Origin of the sequence: Synechococcus sp. R5-12 (genome assembly GCF_047502655.1) — a bacterium.
Lineage (GTDB): Bacteria > Cyanobacteriota > Cyanobacteriia > Thermostichales > Thermostichaceae > Thermostichus.
This window is the reverse complement of sequence record NZ_JANSIM010000100.1, coordinates 1-16,777: the sequence shown is the minus strand read 5'-3', so window position 1 is coordinate 16,777 and position 16,777 is coordinate 1. Positions and strand designations below refer to the sequence as shown.

Genomic DNA, 16,777 nt, shown 5'->3' with positions numbered 1-16,777 from the left:
CCTGCGGCTATGGTGCGGGCCTCCAGCCCGAAAATTTGGTGAGCAGCAAAACTTCTAGCGGCTGATCTCAACCCTCAGCTGCCCTACTTACCTACTTATTCCCTGCTTGTCCAAGAAAATCTAAAAAAAATGCACCAGCGCACGCTGGCGCAAGAGGGTCAACTTTTACCGGTCAGACATCGACCTAGACAAGGGCAGGGATCCGAGATCCTCCCAAGGCCTCCACCAATGCCCGCACTTGAGCCACCATGGCCACTTCATCCTGGAGCCGGCTGACAGCTTTGCCCACCCCTACACCTGAAGCGCCGGCAGCAATGGCCAAGCGCACTGTTACCGTCGAGAGGCCGGAAGCGCAGATAACCGGTACCGAGACGACACGGCTAATTTCATAGGCGGCGGCCAGGGTGGGGGCAGCCTTCTCGATCAGGCCCAGGGATCCCCCGTGAACCGGCTCGGCACTGGTGCTGCCCTCGGTTTGGATGAGATCGGCTCCCAGATCCTCCAGTTTCTCGGCCAATTCTGCCTGTTGATTCAGAGGCAGAGTGTGGGGAACGGTTACCGACAAGAGCGTGCGGGGCAGAAGAGAGCGGGTTCGGCGGGTAAGGTCTAGGACTTCCGCTGCGGAGAAGATGCGGCCTGAAGGGTAGAAGCTGTCGTAATTGCCGATCTCGGCCATGTCTGCTCCTGCCTGTACGGCTGCGGCCAACTGCTGCGGCTCCACCGCCGACACACAGATGGGCAGATCGATCTGGGCGCGTACCCGCTGCACCAATTCGGGGCTGGCAGCGATATCCACCCAAGTGGCCCCTCCCTGTTGGGCGGCGCGGGTGATGCTCAGAACCGACTGCAGGTCGAAGTTTTGTAGACCGCTGATGATCTTGAGGGCCCGACGTTGGGCCAGAGCGTCGAAAAGAGCAGCGTGAGAGGCAGTGGTCATAGGCTCGTCAGCTTGTGGAAAGGCAGTCTAAGAGGAGTGAAAACAAATGGCTGCTAAAACTGGGCTTGGGGAAGCCTTTGCTCAGTCTAGAGGGTTTGCCTCAATCCCACAAGGGTCCCTCTTTACCCCATCATCCCAGTCCTTTTGGCTCACCACAATTCTTCAATAGATTCAATAGAATAGGGATCCCTTCTTGCAAGCCATCATGTATCGCTCTCCCTTCCCCTTCCTGGGCCTGCCTGAGCCGGATCCGGAGATGGCCCAAGCAATTCTCCTGCCCGTCCCCTACGAGGCCACCACCTCCTATGGCAAAGGCACCGCCAAAGGCCCTCAGGCGCTGTTGCAGGCTTCTGCCTATGTGGAGATCTACGACGAGGTACGGGATCGCCAGCCAGCTCTTCACCCCGACTTCTCGGAAGAGATCTCCCGCTACTGGACGGCCCCCCCGGTGGAGTTGGAAGGTCTGGGATCTTCTGCCCAGGAGCTGGCTATGGCCGAAATCCAGCGTCGCGCTGCCGAGTGGGTGAGACCGGGGCGGTTCCTGCTTTCCATTGGTGGGGAGCACTCCATCAGCGGGCCCCTGATTGCTGCCCACCTGGCCCATTATCCGGAGCTGCACGTCCTGCAAATCGATGCCCACTGCGACCTGAGAGATAGCTACGAGGGATCCCGCTATTCCCATGCTTCTGCCATGGCCCGCGTGGTGGAGCAAGTGGGCAGCCGCCTCACCCAAGTGGGGATCCGCTCCATCTGCGCCGAAGACCGCCAGACCATTCGCGAGCGCCGTCTGCACACCTTTTTTGCCCACAGCTTGCACACCAAGCCAGCCCAGGAGTGGATCCCAGAGGTGATTGCCACCTTGGGCCCCCAGGTTTACCTGACGGTGGATGTGGATGGGCTGGATCCCGCTGTGGTGCCGGCCACCGGTACCCCCGAACCTGGCGGCTTGGGCTGGTGGGAGACGGTGGAGCTGATTCGGGCACTAGGACAGCAACGGCAAATCATCGGCGCCGATGTGGTCGAGCTGTCGGTCACGGGAGAACGGGAAACCGATCGCCGCAGCGCCTTCACGGTCGCCAAACTGGCCTATCAGATCTTGGCTGCGGCCTTGGGTTAAGCTCAAGAAGAGCTTGGCCGGCCATCCCCGGGGCACCTGTTCGAGTTCTTTAGGTTTTTGGGTAACACACCTGTGAAATCGGCCCACCCCCGTCGTCCTGCTTTTGAACTTCCCGCTTTGTCCTGGATTCCCTTGGTGGGTGGGGCATTGCTGCTGATCCTCTTGGCCACCTTGCTGCAGTGCTTGGTGGTGGTGCCTGCCGGCACACGGGCCGTGGTGTTCAACTCCCTGACGGGGCTGAAGCCGCAGCCGCTGGGAGAAGGGCTGCACCTCCTGCTGCCGCTGGTGGAAACGCCTATCTTCTACGACGTGCGCACCCAAACCTACACCATGGCCTCCCAACGCTCCGAAAACCAGGGGGATGATGCGTTGAAAGTGCTCAGCGCCGACGGCCAGCAGATCTCCCTCGATGTCTCGGTGCGCTTTCGCTTGGATCCCGACCAAGTGGCCCACCTGCACCAGACCATTGGCCCTTCCTACGTGGACAAAGTGATTCGCCCAGAGGTGCGGACGGTGGTGCGCAATGAACTGGCTTTGCACCGCGCCATCGCCGTTTTCTCGGAAGAACGCGAGCAGATCCAGGAAAATGTGGAGCGGCAGCTCTCCAGCATTTTTGCTGAGAATGACCTGATCTTGCAAAACGTGCTGCTGCGCAATGTCCGCTTCTCCGACCAATTCCAAACGGCCATCGAGCAAAAGCAAATTGCCGAGCAAGAGAAAGAGCGGGAACGCTTCCTCGTGGAAAAAGCAGAGCTGGAAAAACAACGATTGGTGATCCTGGCAGAAGGAGAAGCCCAAGCCATTCGCCTCCAGGGGGAAGCCCTGAAGCAAAACCCAGAAGTGGTGCAGTTGGACTACGCGCGCAAACTGGCGCCCGGCACCCGCGTGATCATCTCCCGACCGGATCCCTGGCAGCGGTAGCGGACAGCCCGTTGGCTCTGGGTTCTGCAAAAATCTATCCCAGAGCATTGTTGCCAATTGGAACGAGAATGGGGATAGCGATCCCCGGCCTGCTGACCTGACGATGCCCCTTGACGAGCAGCTCATCCACAGCCGCATTCAGGCCATCCGAGCCCAGATCCCAGGCCATGTGGAGATCATGGCAGTGAGCAAAGGCTACACTGCCGACCACATCCGCGCCGCCTATCGGGCTGGGATCCGCCACTTTGGGGAGAGTCGAGTGCAAGAGGCCGCCGTCAAACAAGGGCAACTGCAAGATCTGACCGATATCGTCTGGCACTTGATCGGGCATCTGCAGACCAACAAAGTCAAACCGGCCCTCAAGCAATTTGCCTGGATTGACAGCGTCGATAGCTTGCGCCTGGCCAAGCTGATCAACCAAAAAGCCTGGGAGCTGCACCTCACCCCCAAGCTTTGCCTGCAGGTTAAATTGGCTCCGGATCCCAATAAGTTCGGCTGGCTCATCCCCGATCTGTTGCAGAGCCTCCCCGAACTGAACCAACTGCTGCAGGTGCAAATTGTGGGCCTGATGACCATTTTGCCTTTGGGCTTGAGCTCAGAGGCGGCCCTAGACCTGTTTCGCAAGCTGGCCGAACTGGCCGATTACATCCAGCGCAGCGGCTATGAACATCTGCAGGTGCACACCCTCTCCATGGGCATGTCCGACGATTACCTCCTGGCGGTGGCAGCAGGCTCTAACTTGATCCGGCTGGGGCGCGCTTTGTTTGCCGACGCCGAGCAGGAATAGATGTGACCTCTGTGAAGCCGTTAAATTGTGATTAAATTTTGTGTAAAGCCGTGCAACTCCCCAGTCGCCCTGCGGGGCACCTTTGGGGCGAGAGTTCGGCTTGGATAATCAAAAGTGGGGGGATCCCGCCCAGGATTTGCCCTATTGGGGAAATTTTGGGGAAATTTGTAATCATTTGCGTTACTTCCGTTAACGTGGGCTCAATCCAGACGGGGAGCAGAGTTCAATCCTGCCAAACAACGGCTTGGCAAGTGAGATGACATCTTCACTTCTTCTGGGTAAACTCTAGTCGTCGAATCAATGGGGTTTTGTTAACCTACGTTAGCCCCCACCTGCTTCGGCAGCTTTCTGAGCAAACCCTGTCTCAGCCTATTGAAAGACTTTGACCGAGAATAAAAGGACGCCCCCTAGCTTGAGTGAGCCACTCAGGATCCAATCAAGAGCCTGAATCCTACGCTCGCCGTAAACCCATGACCTGTAGTGAGGATGTGCATATGAATGTCAATGGAATCTGGAGCAGGGTAAGAGATTTTGTGGGTCTGAATGATCCCGTGGACGGCCTGGAGGAGTACTCTGAAATGGAAGGGCAGGATGATTACCAACTGCTCTACGAGGGACGCCGTTCCCAACCGGCTGCTCCCCCCGAAGAGGAGGAAGTGAGTACCCTTCCGCGAGGGCGGCGGCAACGGGGAGTGGAAGCGGGGGAGGGCTCTGCCGGTCGAGAAGAGTCGCGGGGCCATCGGCGCAGTCAGCATCGGGATCGCTCAGCAGGGGGCAGTATGGGGAGCAACGTGATTGGATTACCGGGCGTAAACCCACCCACCAGTGAAGTGGTGGTGATGGAGCCGCGCAGCTTCGATGAGATGGCTCAGGTTATCCAGTACCTACGGGAGCGCAAGACGGTGATCATGAACTTGACCCTAATGGATCCCGCTGAGGCGCAGCGCTCTGTGGATTTCGTTGCCGGCGGCACCTACGCCATCGATGGCCACCAAGAGCGCATCGGAGAGAACATTTTTTTGTTCACCCCCAGCACGGTGATGGTTTCCACCCCCAGTAGCCAAGTGGTGCAGCCGCTGCAGCGCCCTTTGCAAAGCCCTACCCCCCTCTGGCCCAGCACCTATGAGCATCTGCAGGCAGTAGGTCAGCACTAGTTGCTATGGAGCGGCCACTGCTAAGTGTTATCGGGGGTGGAGCCATGGGATCCGCCCTGCTGCGGCGTTGGGTAGCTGTGGGAGTTTATCCCGCAGGGCAGGTGGCCTTGCGGGAGCCTGATCTGGACAAGGCTGTGGCCCTGCAGCAGGAGCTGGGCATTCGGCTGCTGGCGGATCCCTCCCAGGCGGGAGAGTCTGAGATTCTGTTTCTGGCCGTTAAACCGCAGCTCTTCCCGACGGTGGTGGCTGAGATGGGCCGGCTGTCCGCCACAGAGCTGGTGATCTCGATTATGGCCGGGATCCCCTTGCAGCAGTTGCAGCAGGCTTTTCCCAAACAAAAGGTGGTGCGCACGATGCCCAACACGCCGGCGCTGGTGGGGGCGGGCATAACGGCCATCAGCTACGGGCCAGGGGTGACGCCTATGCAGGTGGAGCAGGTGGAGAAGCTGTTTCGCGCGGTGGGCGAGGTGGTGACGGTGGCCGAAAGCCAGATGGATGCGGTGACGGCACTTTCGGGTTCCGGGCCGGGGTATCTGGCGGTGATTCTGGAAGGGCTGATCGACGGAGGGGTACAGGTGGGGCTGCCGCGTCCCATTGCTACCCAGTTGGCCCTGCAGACCTTGGCGGGTACTGCTGCCCTCTTGCAGCAAGAAAATCTGCACCCTGCCGTTCTCAAAGACCGGGTCACCAGTCCAGGGGGGACGACCATTGCCGGGATCCAAGCCTTGGAGCAGGCGGGGGTGCGGGGAGCCCTGATGCAGGCAGTGCGAGCGGCCTACGAGCGCTCTTGCCAGTTACAGGGATCCTAGCGGGCCAGCAGCCCTTGCCAGAGGGGGCGGGTGATCCAATTCCATCCCACCTTGAGCTGGTGTTCTAGGGTGGGCAGGCGCACCAAATAGGCAGTTCGCCGGGCCAAATAGCCCAGGGGGCCGGTCAGGGTGAGGCCGCCAAGGGCAGAAAGCACCGCCGTATCCACCCCCAGGCTGAGCATTTCCCCCAGAGAAAAGTAGCGAAAGGGCAAGAGAGGCCGCTCCTGGGTGAGCAAAGCCCACAGGTTCCAGGCGCAATAACCGGCCTGTTGAAAAGCCGCTTGGGCTGTGGCCGGCACCGGCTTGCCCTCCGCATCCACCACCGCTGCTGCATCTCCCAAGGCAAAGATCTCTGGGAAGGTGGGGGTTTGTAGGGTGGACAAAACCTGTAGCCGTCCCCGCTCCGTTTTGGGCAGATCCAAATTGGCAATCACCGCTGCCGGTCGGGTTCCGACAGTCCACAGCACAGCATCCACAAGATCCGTAGCAATCTCCTGGCTCTCCAGTCGCTGGAGCTGCAGACGGAAGGGAGGGGCGCCGTTCTCGTTAAGGGCCTCGATGCCCAAGACCTTGGTTTGCAACTCCACCTGCACCCGCCGTTGGGCCAGCGCCTCTTGGGCCGCCTCCCGGCTGGAGGGAGCAAAGCCGGACAAGATTTGGGATCCCAACTCGATGAGGCGGATCCGTCCCCGCCAGCCCAGCCGATCTGCCAATTTGCAGGCCAGTTCCACGCCACTGGCCCCTGCTCCTGCAATGGCCAGAGCCACAGGCTGAGCCGGATCCCGGTCTTCCAACGCCTTCAGGTGGGCGCGCAGCCGCTGAGCATCTGCCAGGGTGCGAAAGGGAAAAGCAAACTCCGCCGCTCCCGGAACGCTCTCTAGAGGGGTTTCTCCCCCCAGCGCCAGCACCAGCGCGTCGTACTCCAAGCTTTGCCCATCTTCCAGCTCCACTCGGCGGGCTTGAGGGTCAATGGCCTGGACAGATCCGCGGCGAAACTGCACCGATTCTGGGGGCAGCAGATCTTGGAAACGGGGGGCCACCTCCCAGTCTTCCATTTCTCCGGTGAGCAGCTCATAAAGCAGGGGGGCAAAGACGAACCGCTCCTGCCGATCGACCAAGGTGATCTGGGGTGGTTCTGGCCAGGGTTGCCGGCTCAGTTCCAAAGCTGTGTACAACCCGCCAAAGCCGCCCCCAAGAATGCAAATGCGATTCATGCTCGGATGGTTCACGTGACGTTATCAGACGTTATCAAAGTTGCGCGAAAGGCCCCGACTTAACAATCACACCCTGCTGATGCAGAAGGGGCAACGAGGGATGGCCCACCTTGGGCTTGAATTGATTTAAACTTTCCCGGCTAGACTTCTCCAGCGTAGTCTTTGTTGCCCCAGCTTTGCCAGCCCGGCATTTCCGACGGGGAAGCCCGTCGCTCGTCCAGCCAAGTTTGGAGAATTACCGCCGCCGACTGCTGATCGATTAAGCCCTTCTGGGCTTTGGCCGGGATCCCCGCCTCGCGCAGATCCCACTCCGCCTGCGCGGTGCTCAGGTATTCATTGACGGTAACAATGGGAAGATCCACGGCTACCTGCAAAGCGCGCACGAACCGCTGGACTTTGCGGGCCTGGGATCCCACCGACCCATCCGCCAGAAGGGGGATCCCCACCACCACCACGGTGGCCTGGCGGCGGCGGATCCACTCCTGCACTTGGGCAATATCCTCTGAGAGGGAACGGCGCTGGATCACCCCCAGGCCAGTAGCCAGCAGCCCCAGCCGGTCGGAGCCGGCCACGCCAATGCGGCGGTTGCCTACATCCAGCCCCAGCGCTGAAAGGGGATCCCTTGTGGCAAAATGGTTCAGGCTTATCGACATCCTTGCTGATCTTTATGGCTGCCTGGCCCCCTTTGGGGCTTGCAGTTTCCGTTCCCCTATCCTCTCTCGATGACCCTGTTTGGAGCAACACTCGATGACCAGCGCTACCCTGTCTCTCCCGAAGCATGAAGTGAAAGATCTGAACCTCGCCCCCCTGGGCAAGCAACGGATCCAGTGGGCGGCGCGGGAGATGCCCGTGCTGGCCCAGATCCGGGAGCGCTTTGCTCAAGAAAAGCCCTTTGCCGGGCTGCGCTTAGTGGCCTGCTGCCACATTACGACCGAAACGGCCAACCTGGCCCTGGCTCTACAAGCAGGGGGGGCGGATAGCGTTCTCATTGCCAGCAATCCCCTTTCCACCCAAGACGATGTGGCCGCCAGCCTGGTGGCGGACCATGGCATTTCGGTGTTTGCCCTCAAAGGAGAAGATGTGGCCACCTACCGCCGCCATGTCCAGATTGCCCTAGATCACCGCCCCAACCTGATTATCGACGATGGCGGAGATGTGACGGCGGAGCTGGTGCAGCACCGTCAGGAGCAACTGTCGGAGCTCATCGGCACCACGGAAGAGACCACCACTGGCCTGGTGCGCCTTAGGGCCATGCTCAAGGCGGGGGTGCTCAGCTTCCCGGTGATGACCGTCAACGACGCCGAGACCAAACACCTGTTCGACAACCGCTACGGCACCGGCCAATCCACCCTGGACGGGATCCTGCGCTGTACCAACATCCTTCTGGCCGGGAAGACGGTGGTGGTGGCTGGCTACGGCTGGTGCGCCAAGGGAGTGGCCATGCGGGCCCGCGGCATGGGATCCCAGGTGATTGTCACGGAAGTCAACCCGGTGCGGGCTCTGGAGGCGGTGATGGACGGCTTCCGGGTGATGCCGATGGAAGAAGCCGCTGCTCTGGGGGACATCTTCATCACCGTCACCGGCAATAAGCACGTGATTCGCGGCGAGCACTTCGACCGCATGAAGGATGGGGCGATGGTCTGCAACGCCGGCCACTTTGACATTGAAATCGACCTGGTAGCGCTGCAGGAGCGGTCGGTCTCCCGACAGACGGTGCGGCCTTTTGTCGAGGAATATCGTCTCCAATCGGGCAAGTCAGTGGTGGTGCTGGGGGAAGGCCGCCTGATTAACCTGGCTGCTGCCGAAGGGCACCCCGCCAGCGTCATGGACATGAGCTTTGCCAACCAGGCCCTGGCCTGCGAATACCTGGTGAAAAACCGGGGCCGCTTGGCCCCAGGGCTTCACCCCATTCCTCTCGAGGTGGACGAGGCCATCGCCCGCCTCAAGCTCAAGGCCATGGGGATCCAAATCGACAGCCTCACCCCCGAGCAGATCGAGTACGGCAACACCTGGACTGCCGGGACTTGAGGGTGGGTGCTGGCGCTACGAACCTGAGATACATCCTAAAACCTGTCGCACCTGGGCCAACTCGTCAGCAGGGAGGCGAGCTTTCAACTCCTTCTCCCAGCGATCCAGCCAGTTGCACAGTACCTCCGGCAGACAAACCTTTTGGTTATAGAGCTCACACACTACCCAAAGGCTGCCGTGGACGACAACGCCGCTCTCCGCGCAAGCTCTGCGCAACCGGCCATCGTTGGAGAGGAGCGTAGAGCTGCTGGTACGGCAGTAGTGAAGACACAATGCGTCAGCTATCGACAACCCACTTTTCTTCAGAACCATTGCCTCTGGAAGCCACGTTTCCTGCACCTGGACAACCTGCACGCCCAAAGCAAGAACCTGGGACTTGCAAGGGTCATCGACTTCTGCCAGTACCACGTCAAGCACCTCCAGACTTGCCAACCTCGCTAAGGATTCCAGCCCCCCAACCTTGGCGAAGTCAATGAGGATGTTGGCGTCAGAAAGCAAGGTCATTAGGGGCTGCTAAAGAGCACTTGCGCCGTTCGACCACCAAAACGAAGCTCGCTTGCGGATATACTCCATTGAAACCCCCAGCACTTCTGCAGCTCGGGAAGCGCTCACAACCTCAAGGGAGAGAGCCTGAAACACCAGCCGCTCAAGGCGGGATTTGGGCAGTTGGCTCTGGTCGTTCTGCCAAGCCGGGTTGTAAAACTCGCGCCGTAGCTCAAGCGGCTCTTTGTCTTTTCCGTATTTCTTGTTCAGTACACCGATCTGTTGGCCACATTGCTTGCGAGAAATGATACCAATTTGAGCGGCTCGCACCAGGACAGTTCGCATGCTGACGCCGTAGCGGAGCTTGAGGTCAAGCAGCATGGCCTCAGGAACCCAGCGGTGGCGGAATGCCTGAAGTTCTCGCTCAAGGACGTCACGCGGCAGCAGCACTGCCCCGGCCAAATGGTTGGCGAGTTTCTCCCTAGTGCTCCGCACCGCTGTCACGAACAGCTTGCCATCCACAGCCTTTTCTGGGTGCGCGAAGTCCTGGCGATGGCAGATGAGGTGAGCCAACTCGTGTAGAGCGGTGAAAAACTGCCGTTCAACAGGGTGATTGTCGTTGACGACGATAACTGCTCCAAGCGACTCGGTGTAAGCTGAGAGCCCACTGACACGGGCTGGCAGGGGGGTCAGGAGGATCTTCAAACCGCGCTCCTCAAGTCGGGCAATGACATCTCCCAGAGGAGCATGTTCTACCCCTAGAAAGTCTCGCACGTCCCCAGCGTAGCGCTCCACTGCATGCGGATCATAGGTCTCCACCGGCATTTGGGGCGGTGACACAGCAACCTCACCAATCTCCTCCTCGATCTCGGCATAGGCTAGGGCTCGCTTAAGCACCAGAGCTTTGAGCGCGGGGGTGAGAACTTTTGGGTCATCTGCTCTAAATAACAGAGTCGGTTCCGTCTGCGCTGGCGGGATGGATCCCTTGGACTTGGCCTGACCATCACAGTCGGGCGGTGGGGGACAAGCGGCATTTTGTTCGAAGAAGACCTCAAGCGGCACCCCCAGCGCACGGGCAACAGCAGCCAACTGACCAATGGAGGGCATGCACTCCCCTTTCTCACAGGCCGCAATGGCCTGCAGGGGCAGCCCAACTTTGTTAGCCAGATCGGCCTGGCTTAAGCCCTTGTATTCGCGGAGTAACTGGATGTAACCAACGTTGATCATAGGCAGCACGATGTACTCCACTTTGACATACTCCCCTGCCTAAAGGCAGTCGGTGTTCATCGGCAGGCTTTCAGGGTGTTTATGGTCATTTCGACTCCGACAGGCTAGCCAAAGGCCCACCAATCTGCTCAGGCAATCCGGAGAAGAGAGCCCATTGTTGCTCCATTGAGAACCTCAAAAGCCTCTAAACGACCACGCAGGAGTGCTTAATCACCACTGAGGCCAGGATGGGAGTCGTGGCCCCGGTGCACCTGGGCCCAGACACGGGTGGGCAGGCCCCAGATGTAGATAAAGCCTTCGGCGGCGCGGTGGTCGAATTGATCCCCTTCCCCGTAGGTGGCCAGCTCTGGGTTGTAAAGAGAGTAGGGAGAGCGACGGCCCACACAGACCGCCTGGCCCTTGTGCAACCGCATCCGCACGACACCGGTGACGCTTTTCTGGGTGGCGCGGATAAAGGCGTCCAGAGCCTCCCGCAGCGGCGAGTACCAAAGGCCGTTGTAGATCAACTGGCTGTAGGTGGTCTCGATGCCGTACTTGTAATGGATGACATCGCGGGTGAGGGTGAGGCTTTCCAGCTCGCGGTGGGCTTGGATCAAGACCATTAGAGCAGGGCACTCGTAGATCTCCCGCGACTTGATCCCCACCAGGCGGTTTTCAATCATGTCGATGCGGCCCACCCCATGCAGGCCAGCTAAGGAGTTGAGCTGCTCGAAGAGGGCTTTGGGACTGAGGCGCTGCCCATCCACCCCGACAGGGATCCCCTGCTCGAACTCAATCTCCACGTAGGCGGGCTCGTCGGGTGTCTGGGAAATAGGCCGGGTGAGGGCATACACTTCCTCCGGCGGCTCCCGGTCGGCATCTTCTAGGATGCCGGCTTCAGCGCTGCGGCCCAAAATGTTGAGGTCGATGCTGTAGGGGCTGGACTTCTGCACGGGCATGGGGATCCCGTAGCGCTCCCCATAGGCAATGGTCTCCTCGCGGGTCATCCCCCACTCGCGGGCAGGGGCCAACACTTTGAGCTGGGGATTTAAAGCAGCAATAGCCAGATCAAAGCGCACCTGGTCGTTGCCTTTGCCGGTGCAGCCGTGGGCCACCGCATCGGCGCCCACCTCTTCCGCCACCTCCACCAACAGCCTAGCGATCAGCGGTCGGGCCAGTGCCGTAGAGAGAGGGTAGCGCTGCTCGTAGAGGGCATTGGCTTGAATGGCCGGGAAGGCATAGTCGGTGATCAAGGTCTGAATGGCATCCCGCACCAGAGATTGCTCTGCCCCTGCCCTGAGGGCCTTGGCCTGGATGGCCTCCAGCTCCGCCCCTTGCCCCAGATCCACCGCCAGGGTGACCACCGATTCCACCCCCCACTCGTGCTTGAGATAAGGAATGCAGACGGAAGTATCCACCCCGCCTGAATAGGCCAATACCACCTTCTTTGCCCGTCCCATGGGATCCCGCCGTTGCCGTTAAAAAGTTGCTAGCCCATTATGCCCTGTGGCAGGGATCCTGGCTGGCCTCAATGTCGGTTTCCTCAGCTATTCTCAAGGGGATTTCTCCTGCCGGGGAAAGGCCGGGGGTGTGAGTGAGCATGGCTGGCAAAAAGACGGCTGCGGCGTGCCGGGGATCTGAGCCCAAGCGAACTGTGGGGCTGGGGATCCTGTCGCTGCTGAGCTTTGTGGCCGGGATGGGGTTTGCCGCCCTCTCCCAGCCAGAGGTGGGATCCCCTGTTGCCGTCTCCGAGCCGGAGGTGCCCCGTTTTACCGCCCACGGTTGGCCCTTGTTGGATCCCTTGCCGCAGCCGGACGAGATTTGGGAGTGCGAGCTGGTGGTGGTGGGCGGATCCCTGGGAGGGGTGGCAGCGGCAGGCCATGCCATGCGAGGGGGGGTGCAGACCTGTCTCATCGAGCTCACCCCTTGGCTGGGGGGTCAGATTACCTCCCAGGGGGTATCGGCCATTGATGAATCGCTGCCGATGCGGCAGCGGGGCAATTTTTCCCGCCACTGGCTGGAGTTCAAGGCCTTGATCGAAAGCCAGCCGGTGGATCTTCCTGCTTGGACAGGGATCCCGCCGGGAACCCGCGTATCCGAGATCAACAGCTGCTGGGTGGGAGGGCTGTGTTTTCCGCCCCAGGCCGGGCTGCAGGCGGTGGAAACCTGGCTGCAACAGGCAGCTCAAAATGCCCCCAACAGCCGCTGGGCTACCCAAACGGCTTTTAAGGGGGCCACCTTCAGCGCCGATGGATCCCGGATTGAAAGCATTTACGCTGTGCAGCGGCAGCCGCGGGATCCCAACTTTGTGCCGCCGGGACGGCTGTGGCGGGAGCTGGTGAGCTGGTACAGTTGGCAGGAAACGGAGGTGTTCGCCAAGCGAGTGCTGCGTCTACAAGCGCCGCCGGGCCGCCCATTCTTCGTGATCGATGCCACCGATACCGGAGAGCTGGTGGGCTGGGCCGGGATCCCCTATCGGCTGGGTTCGGAAGGGCACGATGTGACCGGCGAGCCCAATGCCGCCCCCGCCAGCAACCCGGAGTGCACTCAAGCCTTTACCTTTCCCTTCGTGCTGGCCATCCACGACGATGGCGGTCGCTCCCGAGCAGAGCTGGCCCAACTGCAACCAGGCTATTCCCGCGCCGAACACCGCCGCGAGTTCGACATGGAAGGTTTCCCCACCTTCAGCGGCCAGAGCTTTTTCAATTACCGCCGCATCGTCAGCAAGGGTCGCCGGGATCCCTTCTACAGCACGCCTGTTCCAGGCGACCTGACGCTGGTGAACTGGAACCGCGGCAACGACTGGGGGATCATGAACCCGCCCCTGATCCTGACGGAAGAGCGGCTGGTGGCCTCGGGGCAGCGCCACAACTGGCTGGGGGGCCTGGATGTCTCGGCCATCAAAGATGGAGAAAACCACGCCCTGCTGTTTGCCGAGTGGCTGATGGAAACCCAATCCCGCAGCGGCTATCCCCTGTCCTTGGTGTTTGCCGAAGAGTCCTTGCTGGGCACCCGCTCCGGCCTTAGCCTCTACCCCTACATCCGCGAAGGTCGGCGCATCCTGGGGCGAGCTGCCTACGGCCAAGCAGAGTTCCTGATGTTGGAGCAGGATATTCGCGTCGGCACCGCCGGGGGGCGGGACTTCAGACCTACCGTGGTGGGGGTTACCCACTACGCCATCGACATCCATGGCTGTCGCTACCGCAACTGGGAGCCATCTCTGTCGGCCAGCTCCGCGCCAGTCAACGAGTTTTCCGTCCGTCCCATTCTCATTCCCTTGGAAGCCCTGATCCCGCAGAAGGTGGATAACCTGCTCATCGGCGGCAAAGGGATCGCCGTCAGCCACATTGTCAACGCCGCCACCCGCGTGCATTACGGTGAATGGACCATCGGCTCGGCGGCAGGGCTGACCGTGGCTTGGCTGCGCAGTCAAGCTCCCGGCCTGATCCCAGCTCAGATCGTACCGCAAGGCAAAATAGCCGATTTACAGCGCTACCTGATCTCCCATGGGCAAAGACTGCAATGGTGAACCCAGAGGACACCGTCTCAGCGCGAACGACAGATCCCCACCCAATCGACCCAATTTTTCCGATATCGAGGCCCTAGCCCTCAGAGGGAAGTGAATCGGGATCCCTGCCTGCGCGGGCATCTTCGCTACTTTTGCCATAGCGCTGCTGCCGCCACCACACCAACAGGGGGCTGGCAATAAAAATGCTGGAATACACCCCCAAAGTAAAGCCAATGAGCAGGGCAATGGCAAACCCCTTCAAGGTAGCTCCCCCGAAAATGGCGATGGCAACTAGGGGCAGCATCGTCGTCAGGGTGGTGTTCAGGGAGCGGGCAAAGGTCTGGTTCAGAGATAGGTTTACCACCTCGGCCAGGCTGACTTTGCGGCTCACCAGGCGGAGGTTTTCGCGGATGCGGTCGTAAATGACCACGGTGTCGTTGACAGAAAAGCCGATGATGGTCAGCAGCGCCACCACAAACAGGCTATCCGCCTCCATACCCACCGTCAGGCCCAAAAGGGCAAATAGCCCTATCGTCAACACTACATCGTGCAGCAGCGCCACAATGGCAAACACCGCGTAATCCCACTGAAAGCGCAGGGCCAGGTACAGCACGATGAGCCCGAAAGAGATGAGCACGGCCACGATGCCGGAACGCAAGAGCAAACGCCCCACCGTCGGGCCAACCGTCTCGACCAGATTGCGCTGGAAGGGGGCAACCTCCTGCCGCAGGGTGGCTTCCACGGCCAGCCGCTCTTGCTCAGTCAAGGGGGGCATGCGGATCAGGGCTTCCTGGCCCGTTTGGGTGTCCAGCTGGATGATGCTGGTGCCCAGGTTGTGTTCCTGCAGCGCCCGTCGCAGCTCCTCGGTGGTGACAGGCCGCTCAAAGCTCAGATCCAGCAAGGTGCCGCCGGAAAAATCCAACCCCAGCCGCAGGGGAGTTCCCAGAGAAGCCAGGGAAAAGGCCATGCTGACCAGCCCCACCAGCAGCACCGCCAAGGACAAGCTGAACCACAGCTTGCTCCGTCCAACAATGTCGAAGCGATAGTCGAGCAACCGAGAGGCGGGATCTACGGGGGATAGCTCTTGAGCCGTCATGATTGGGCCGCCTCCATCCGAACGCCGTAAAACTCAGGTTTGCGCAAGCTGGGGATCCCCATTGCCGCCAAGAGCAGGCTACGGGTGCAGGTGATGGCCGTAAAGAAGCTCACCAGAATGCCAATGCCCAGGGTTACCGCAAACCCTTTCACCAGTCCCATCCCCAGCCAGAAAAGCACGCCACAGACCAAAAGGGTAGTCACATTGCTGTCCAGGATGCTGCTGAAGGCGCGGTTAAACCCTTCCGAAATGGACTTGTAGATGGATTTGCCGGCCCGCAACTCTTCTTTGATGCGCTCGAAGATCAGCACATTGGCATCCACTGCCATGCCGATGCTGAGGATAAAGCCGGCGATCCCCGGCAGAGTCATGGTTACCCCCAGCAGTTGGAAGAGAGCAAAGGTACAGAGGGCGTAGATAAGCAGAGCAATGTCCGCAATCAGCCCTGGCAGGCGATAGTAGGCCACCATAAAGAGGAAAACCAGCACCAGGCCCCCGATCCCGGCATAGAGGCTGCGGCGCACGCTCACTTCCCCCAAAGTGGCCCCGACAGTGCGATTTTCAATCACCTGAATGGGAACCGGCAGCGCTCCTGCCCTGAGCTTGACCGCCAGATCGGTAGCCGTCTCCACCGTAAAGTTGCCTGTGATCACCGCCGTCCCGCCGGTGATGCCGGTGCGGGCAAACTCCGGCCCCACGATCGGGGCACTGATCAACACGTCGTCCAGAAAAATGCCCAATGGACGTTCTGTTCCGGCCAGATCTCGGGTGAGCTGAGTAAATTTTTCTGCCCCCTCCGGCTTGAACTCCAGCAGCACCTCCCAACTCTGGGATCCGCGGCGAGGGGCTTGGGGATAGGCATTGCGCAGCAGATCCCCGGTGAGGCCGACCCGCTCAAACAGAGTATCCGGATCCTCCCCCGCTGTTATCTCTCCCCGCTCGTTGCGGGGCAGCGCGCCGACGGGAACCAAGCCCTTGCGAAACTCCAGTTGGGCTGTATCTCCAAGGAGAGCAATGGCCCGATCCGGATCCGCCACCCCCGGCAACTGCACGAACAGGCGGTCTTGGTCGCTGATCTGCACCAGAGGCTCAGCCACCCCCAGCCCGTTGATCCGCTGCTGGATGACGGCCTCTACCCCCTGCATCACTTCGGGGGTGATTTCAGGCACCTCCTCGGTGGGCACAGCTTGTAGCGTGAGCTGGGTTCCTCCCTTGAGGTCAAGGCCAAGGCGAACCTCCCGGCTGAAGCCCAAGTAAACGAGGGCAACCACCACGGCCAAGATGAAGATCAGCCCTCGCAAAAAGGAGAGCCGACTGAGCCACGAAGCTGAGGATCTAGCCATACTGCTGAGAAGGTGAGGAACACGGTCGCACTCGATCTGAGGCTCTTAGGATTTTGGCACTTTGTAAACTACCCGACCCTACACCGCCTTAGCAGTGTAGCGCGGGCTTTCAGTAGCCCTGAGCCTGTTATGCTCTACCAGAGAACAAAACAAGCCCGAACCTCTAGGCTGGTT

The 16,777-nt window shown here is 60.3% G+C and carries 15 protein-coding genes; 7 read left to right on the top strand and 8 right to left on the bottom strand.

The genetic code is table 11. The annotated features are described in order from the left end of the window. Positions 1 to 184 precede the first annotated feature (184 nt). Positions 185 to 937 (bottom strand): DUF561 domain-containing protein, encoded by a 753-nt coding sequence (locus NW843_RS06300; protein WP_011433343.1) that lies wholly within the window; start codon positions 935 to 937, stop codon positions 185 to 187. A 193-nt stretch (positions 938 to 1,130) separates the two neighbouring features. On the opposite strand from NW843_RS06300, the gene speB reads away from it, so the two are divergent. The 5 genes from speB (at position 1,131) to proC (ending at position 5,725) form a co-directional block, all read left to right on the top strand. Beyond that, the gene (speB, locus tag NW843_RS06295) at positions 1,131 to 2,054 is read left to right on the top strand and encodes an agmatinase (RefSeq protein ID WP_414413650.1); all 924 of its coding nucleotides are present in this window, start codon (positions 1,131 to 1,133) and stop codon (positions 2,052 to 2,054) included. A 72-nt stretch (positions 2,055 to 2,126) separates the two neighbouring features. After that, entirely contained in the window at positions 2,127 to 2,975 is an 849-nt protein-coding gene (locus NW843_RS06290) for a prohibitin family protein (protein ID WP_011433345.1), read from the top strand. A gap of 103 nt (positions 2,976 to 3,078) precedes the next feature. Continuing rightward, on the top strand, positions 3,079 to 3,762 hold the full coding sequence (locus tag NW843_RS06285; RefSeq protein WP_414522430.1) for a YggS family pyridoxal phosphate-dependent enzyme: 684 nt from the start codon (positions 3,079 to 3,081) through the stop codon (positions 3,760 to 3,762). 578 nt (positions 3,763 to 4,340) lie between these two features. Next, on the top strand, positions 4,341 to 4,916 hold the full coding sequence (locus tag NW843_RS06280) for a cell division protein SepF (protein ID WP_011433347.1): 576 nt from the start codon (positions 4,341 to 4,343) through the stop codon (positions 4,914 to 4,916). Between the two features lie 5 nt (positions 4,917 to 4,921). Further along, the gene (gene proC, locus NW843_RS06275; RefSeq protein ID WP_414522429.1) at positions 4,922 to 5,725 is read left to right on the top strand and encodes a pyrroline-5-carboxylate reductase; all 804 of its coding nucleotides are present in this window, start codon (positions 4,922 to 4,924) and stop codon (positions 5,723 to 5,725) included. On the opposite strand, the gene NW843_RS06270 is transcribed toward proC, so the two are convergent. Together NW843_RS06270 and ruvX are read right to left on the bottom strand one after the other, a co-directional pair. Beyond that, entirely contained in the window at positions 5,722 to 6,939 is a 1,218-nt protein-coding gene (locus tag NW843_RS06270) for an NAD(P)/FAD-dependent oxidoreductase (RefSeq protein ID WP_414522428.1), read from the bottom strand. The genes proC and NW843_RS06270 overlap by 4 nt on opposite strands. A 140-nt stretch (positions 6,940 to 7,079) precedes the next feature. Beyond that, positions 7,080 to 7,592: a Holliday junction resolvase RuvX gene (ruvX, locus tag NW843_RS06265; RefSeq protein WP_414522427.1), complete on the bottom strand. Its 513-nt coding sequence runs from the start codon at positions 7,590 to 7,592 to the stop codon at positions 7,080 to 7,082. 94 nt (positions 7,593 to 7,686) lie between these two features. Between ruvX and ahcY the strand changes: the two genes are divergently transcribed. Continuing rightward, on the top strand, positions 7,687 to 8,967 hold the full coding sequence (ahcY, locus tag NW843_RS06260; protein ID WP_414351063.1) for an adenosylhomocysteinase: 1,281 nt from the start codon (positions 7,687 to 7,689) through the stop codon (positions 8,965 to 8,967). A gap of 15 nt (positions 8,968 to 8,982) precedes the next feature. On the opposite strand, the gene NW843_RS06255 is transcribed toward ahcY, so the two are convergent. The 3 genes from NW843_RS06255 to NW843_RS06245 form a co-directional block, all read right to left on the bottom strand. Further along, on the bottom strand, positions 8,983 to 9,471 hold the full coding sequence (locus NW843_RS06255) for a hypothetical protein (protein WP_414421600.1): 489 nt from the start codon (positions 9,469 to 9,471) through the stop codon (positions 8,983 to 8,985). A 9-nt stretch (positions 9,472 to 9,480) separates the two neighbouring features. Next, positions 9,481 to 10,677 carry an ImmA/IrrE family metallo-endopeptidase gene (locus tag NW843_RS06250; RefSeq protein WP_414357747.1) on the bottom strand — a complete coding sequence of 399 codons (1,197 nt, stop codon included), beginning with the start codon at positions 10,675 to 10,677 and terminating at the stop codon, positions 9,481 to 9,483. 206 nt (positions 10,678 to 10,883) lie between these two features. Next, on the bottom strand, positions 10,884 to 12,116 hold the full coding sequence (locus NW843_RS06245) for an argininosuccinate synthase (protein ID WP_414522426.1): 1,233 nt from the start codon (positions 12,114 to 12,116) through the stop codon (positions 10,884 to 10,886). Between the two features lie 140 nt (positions 12,117 to 12,256). Here NW843_RS06245 and NW843_RS06240 point away from each other — a divergent pair, with 140 nt between their 5' ends. After that, a complete protein-coding gene (locus tag NW843_RS06240) occupies positions 12,257 to 14,185 on the top strand; it encodes an FAD-dependent oxidoreductase (RefSeq protein ID WP_414522425.1) in 1,929 nt (642 codons plus the stop codon). A 73-nt stretch (positions 14,186 to 14,258) separates the two neighbouring features. On the opposite strand, the gene secF is transcribed toward NW843_RS06240, so the two are convergent. Next, on the bottom strand, positions 14,259 to 15,260 hold the full coding sequence (gene secF, locus NW843_RS06235; protein ID WP_414331115.1) for a protein translocase subunit SecF: 1,002 nt from the start codon (positions 15,258 to 15,260) through the stop codon (positions 14,259 to 14,261). Further along, positions 15,257 to 16,603, bottom strand: a complete 1,347-nt coding sequence (secD, locus tag NW843_RS06230) for a protein translocase subunit SecD (RefSeq protein ID WP_414522424.1) — start codon at positions 16,601 to 16,603, stop codon at positions 15,257 to 15,259. The genes secF and secD overlap by 4 nt, the downstream gene beginning before the upstream one ends. Positions 16,604 to 16,777: the final 174 nt, after the last annotated feature.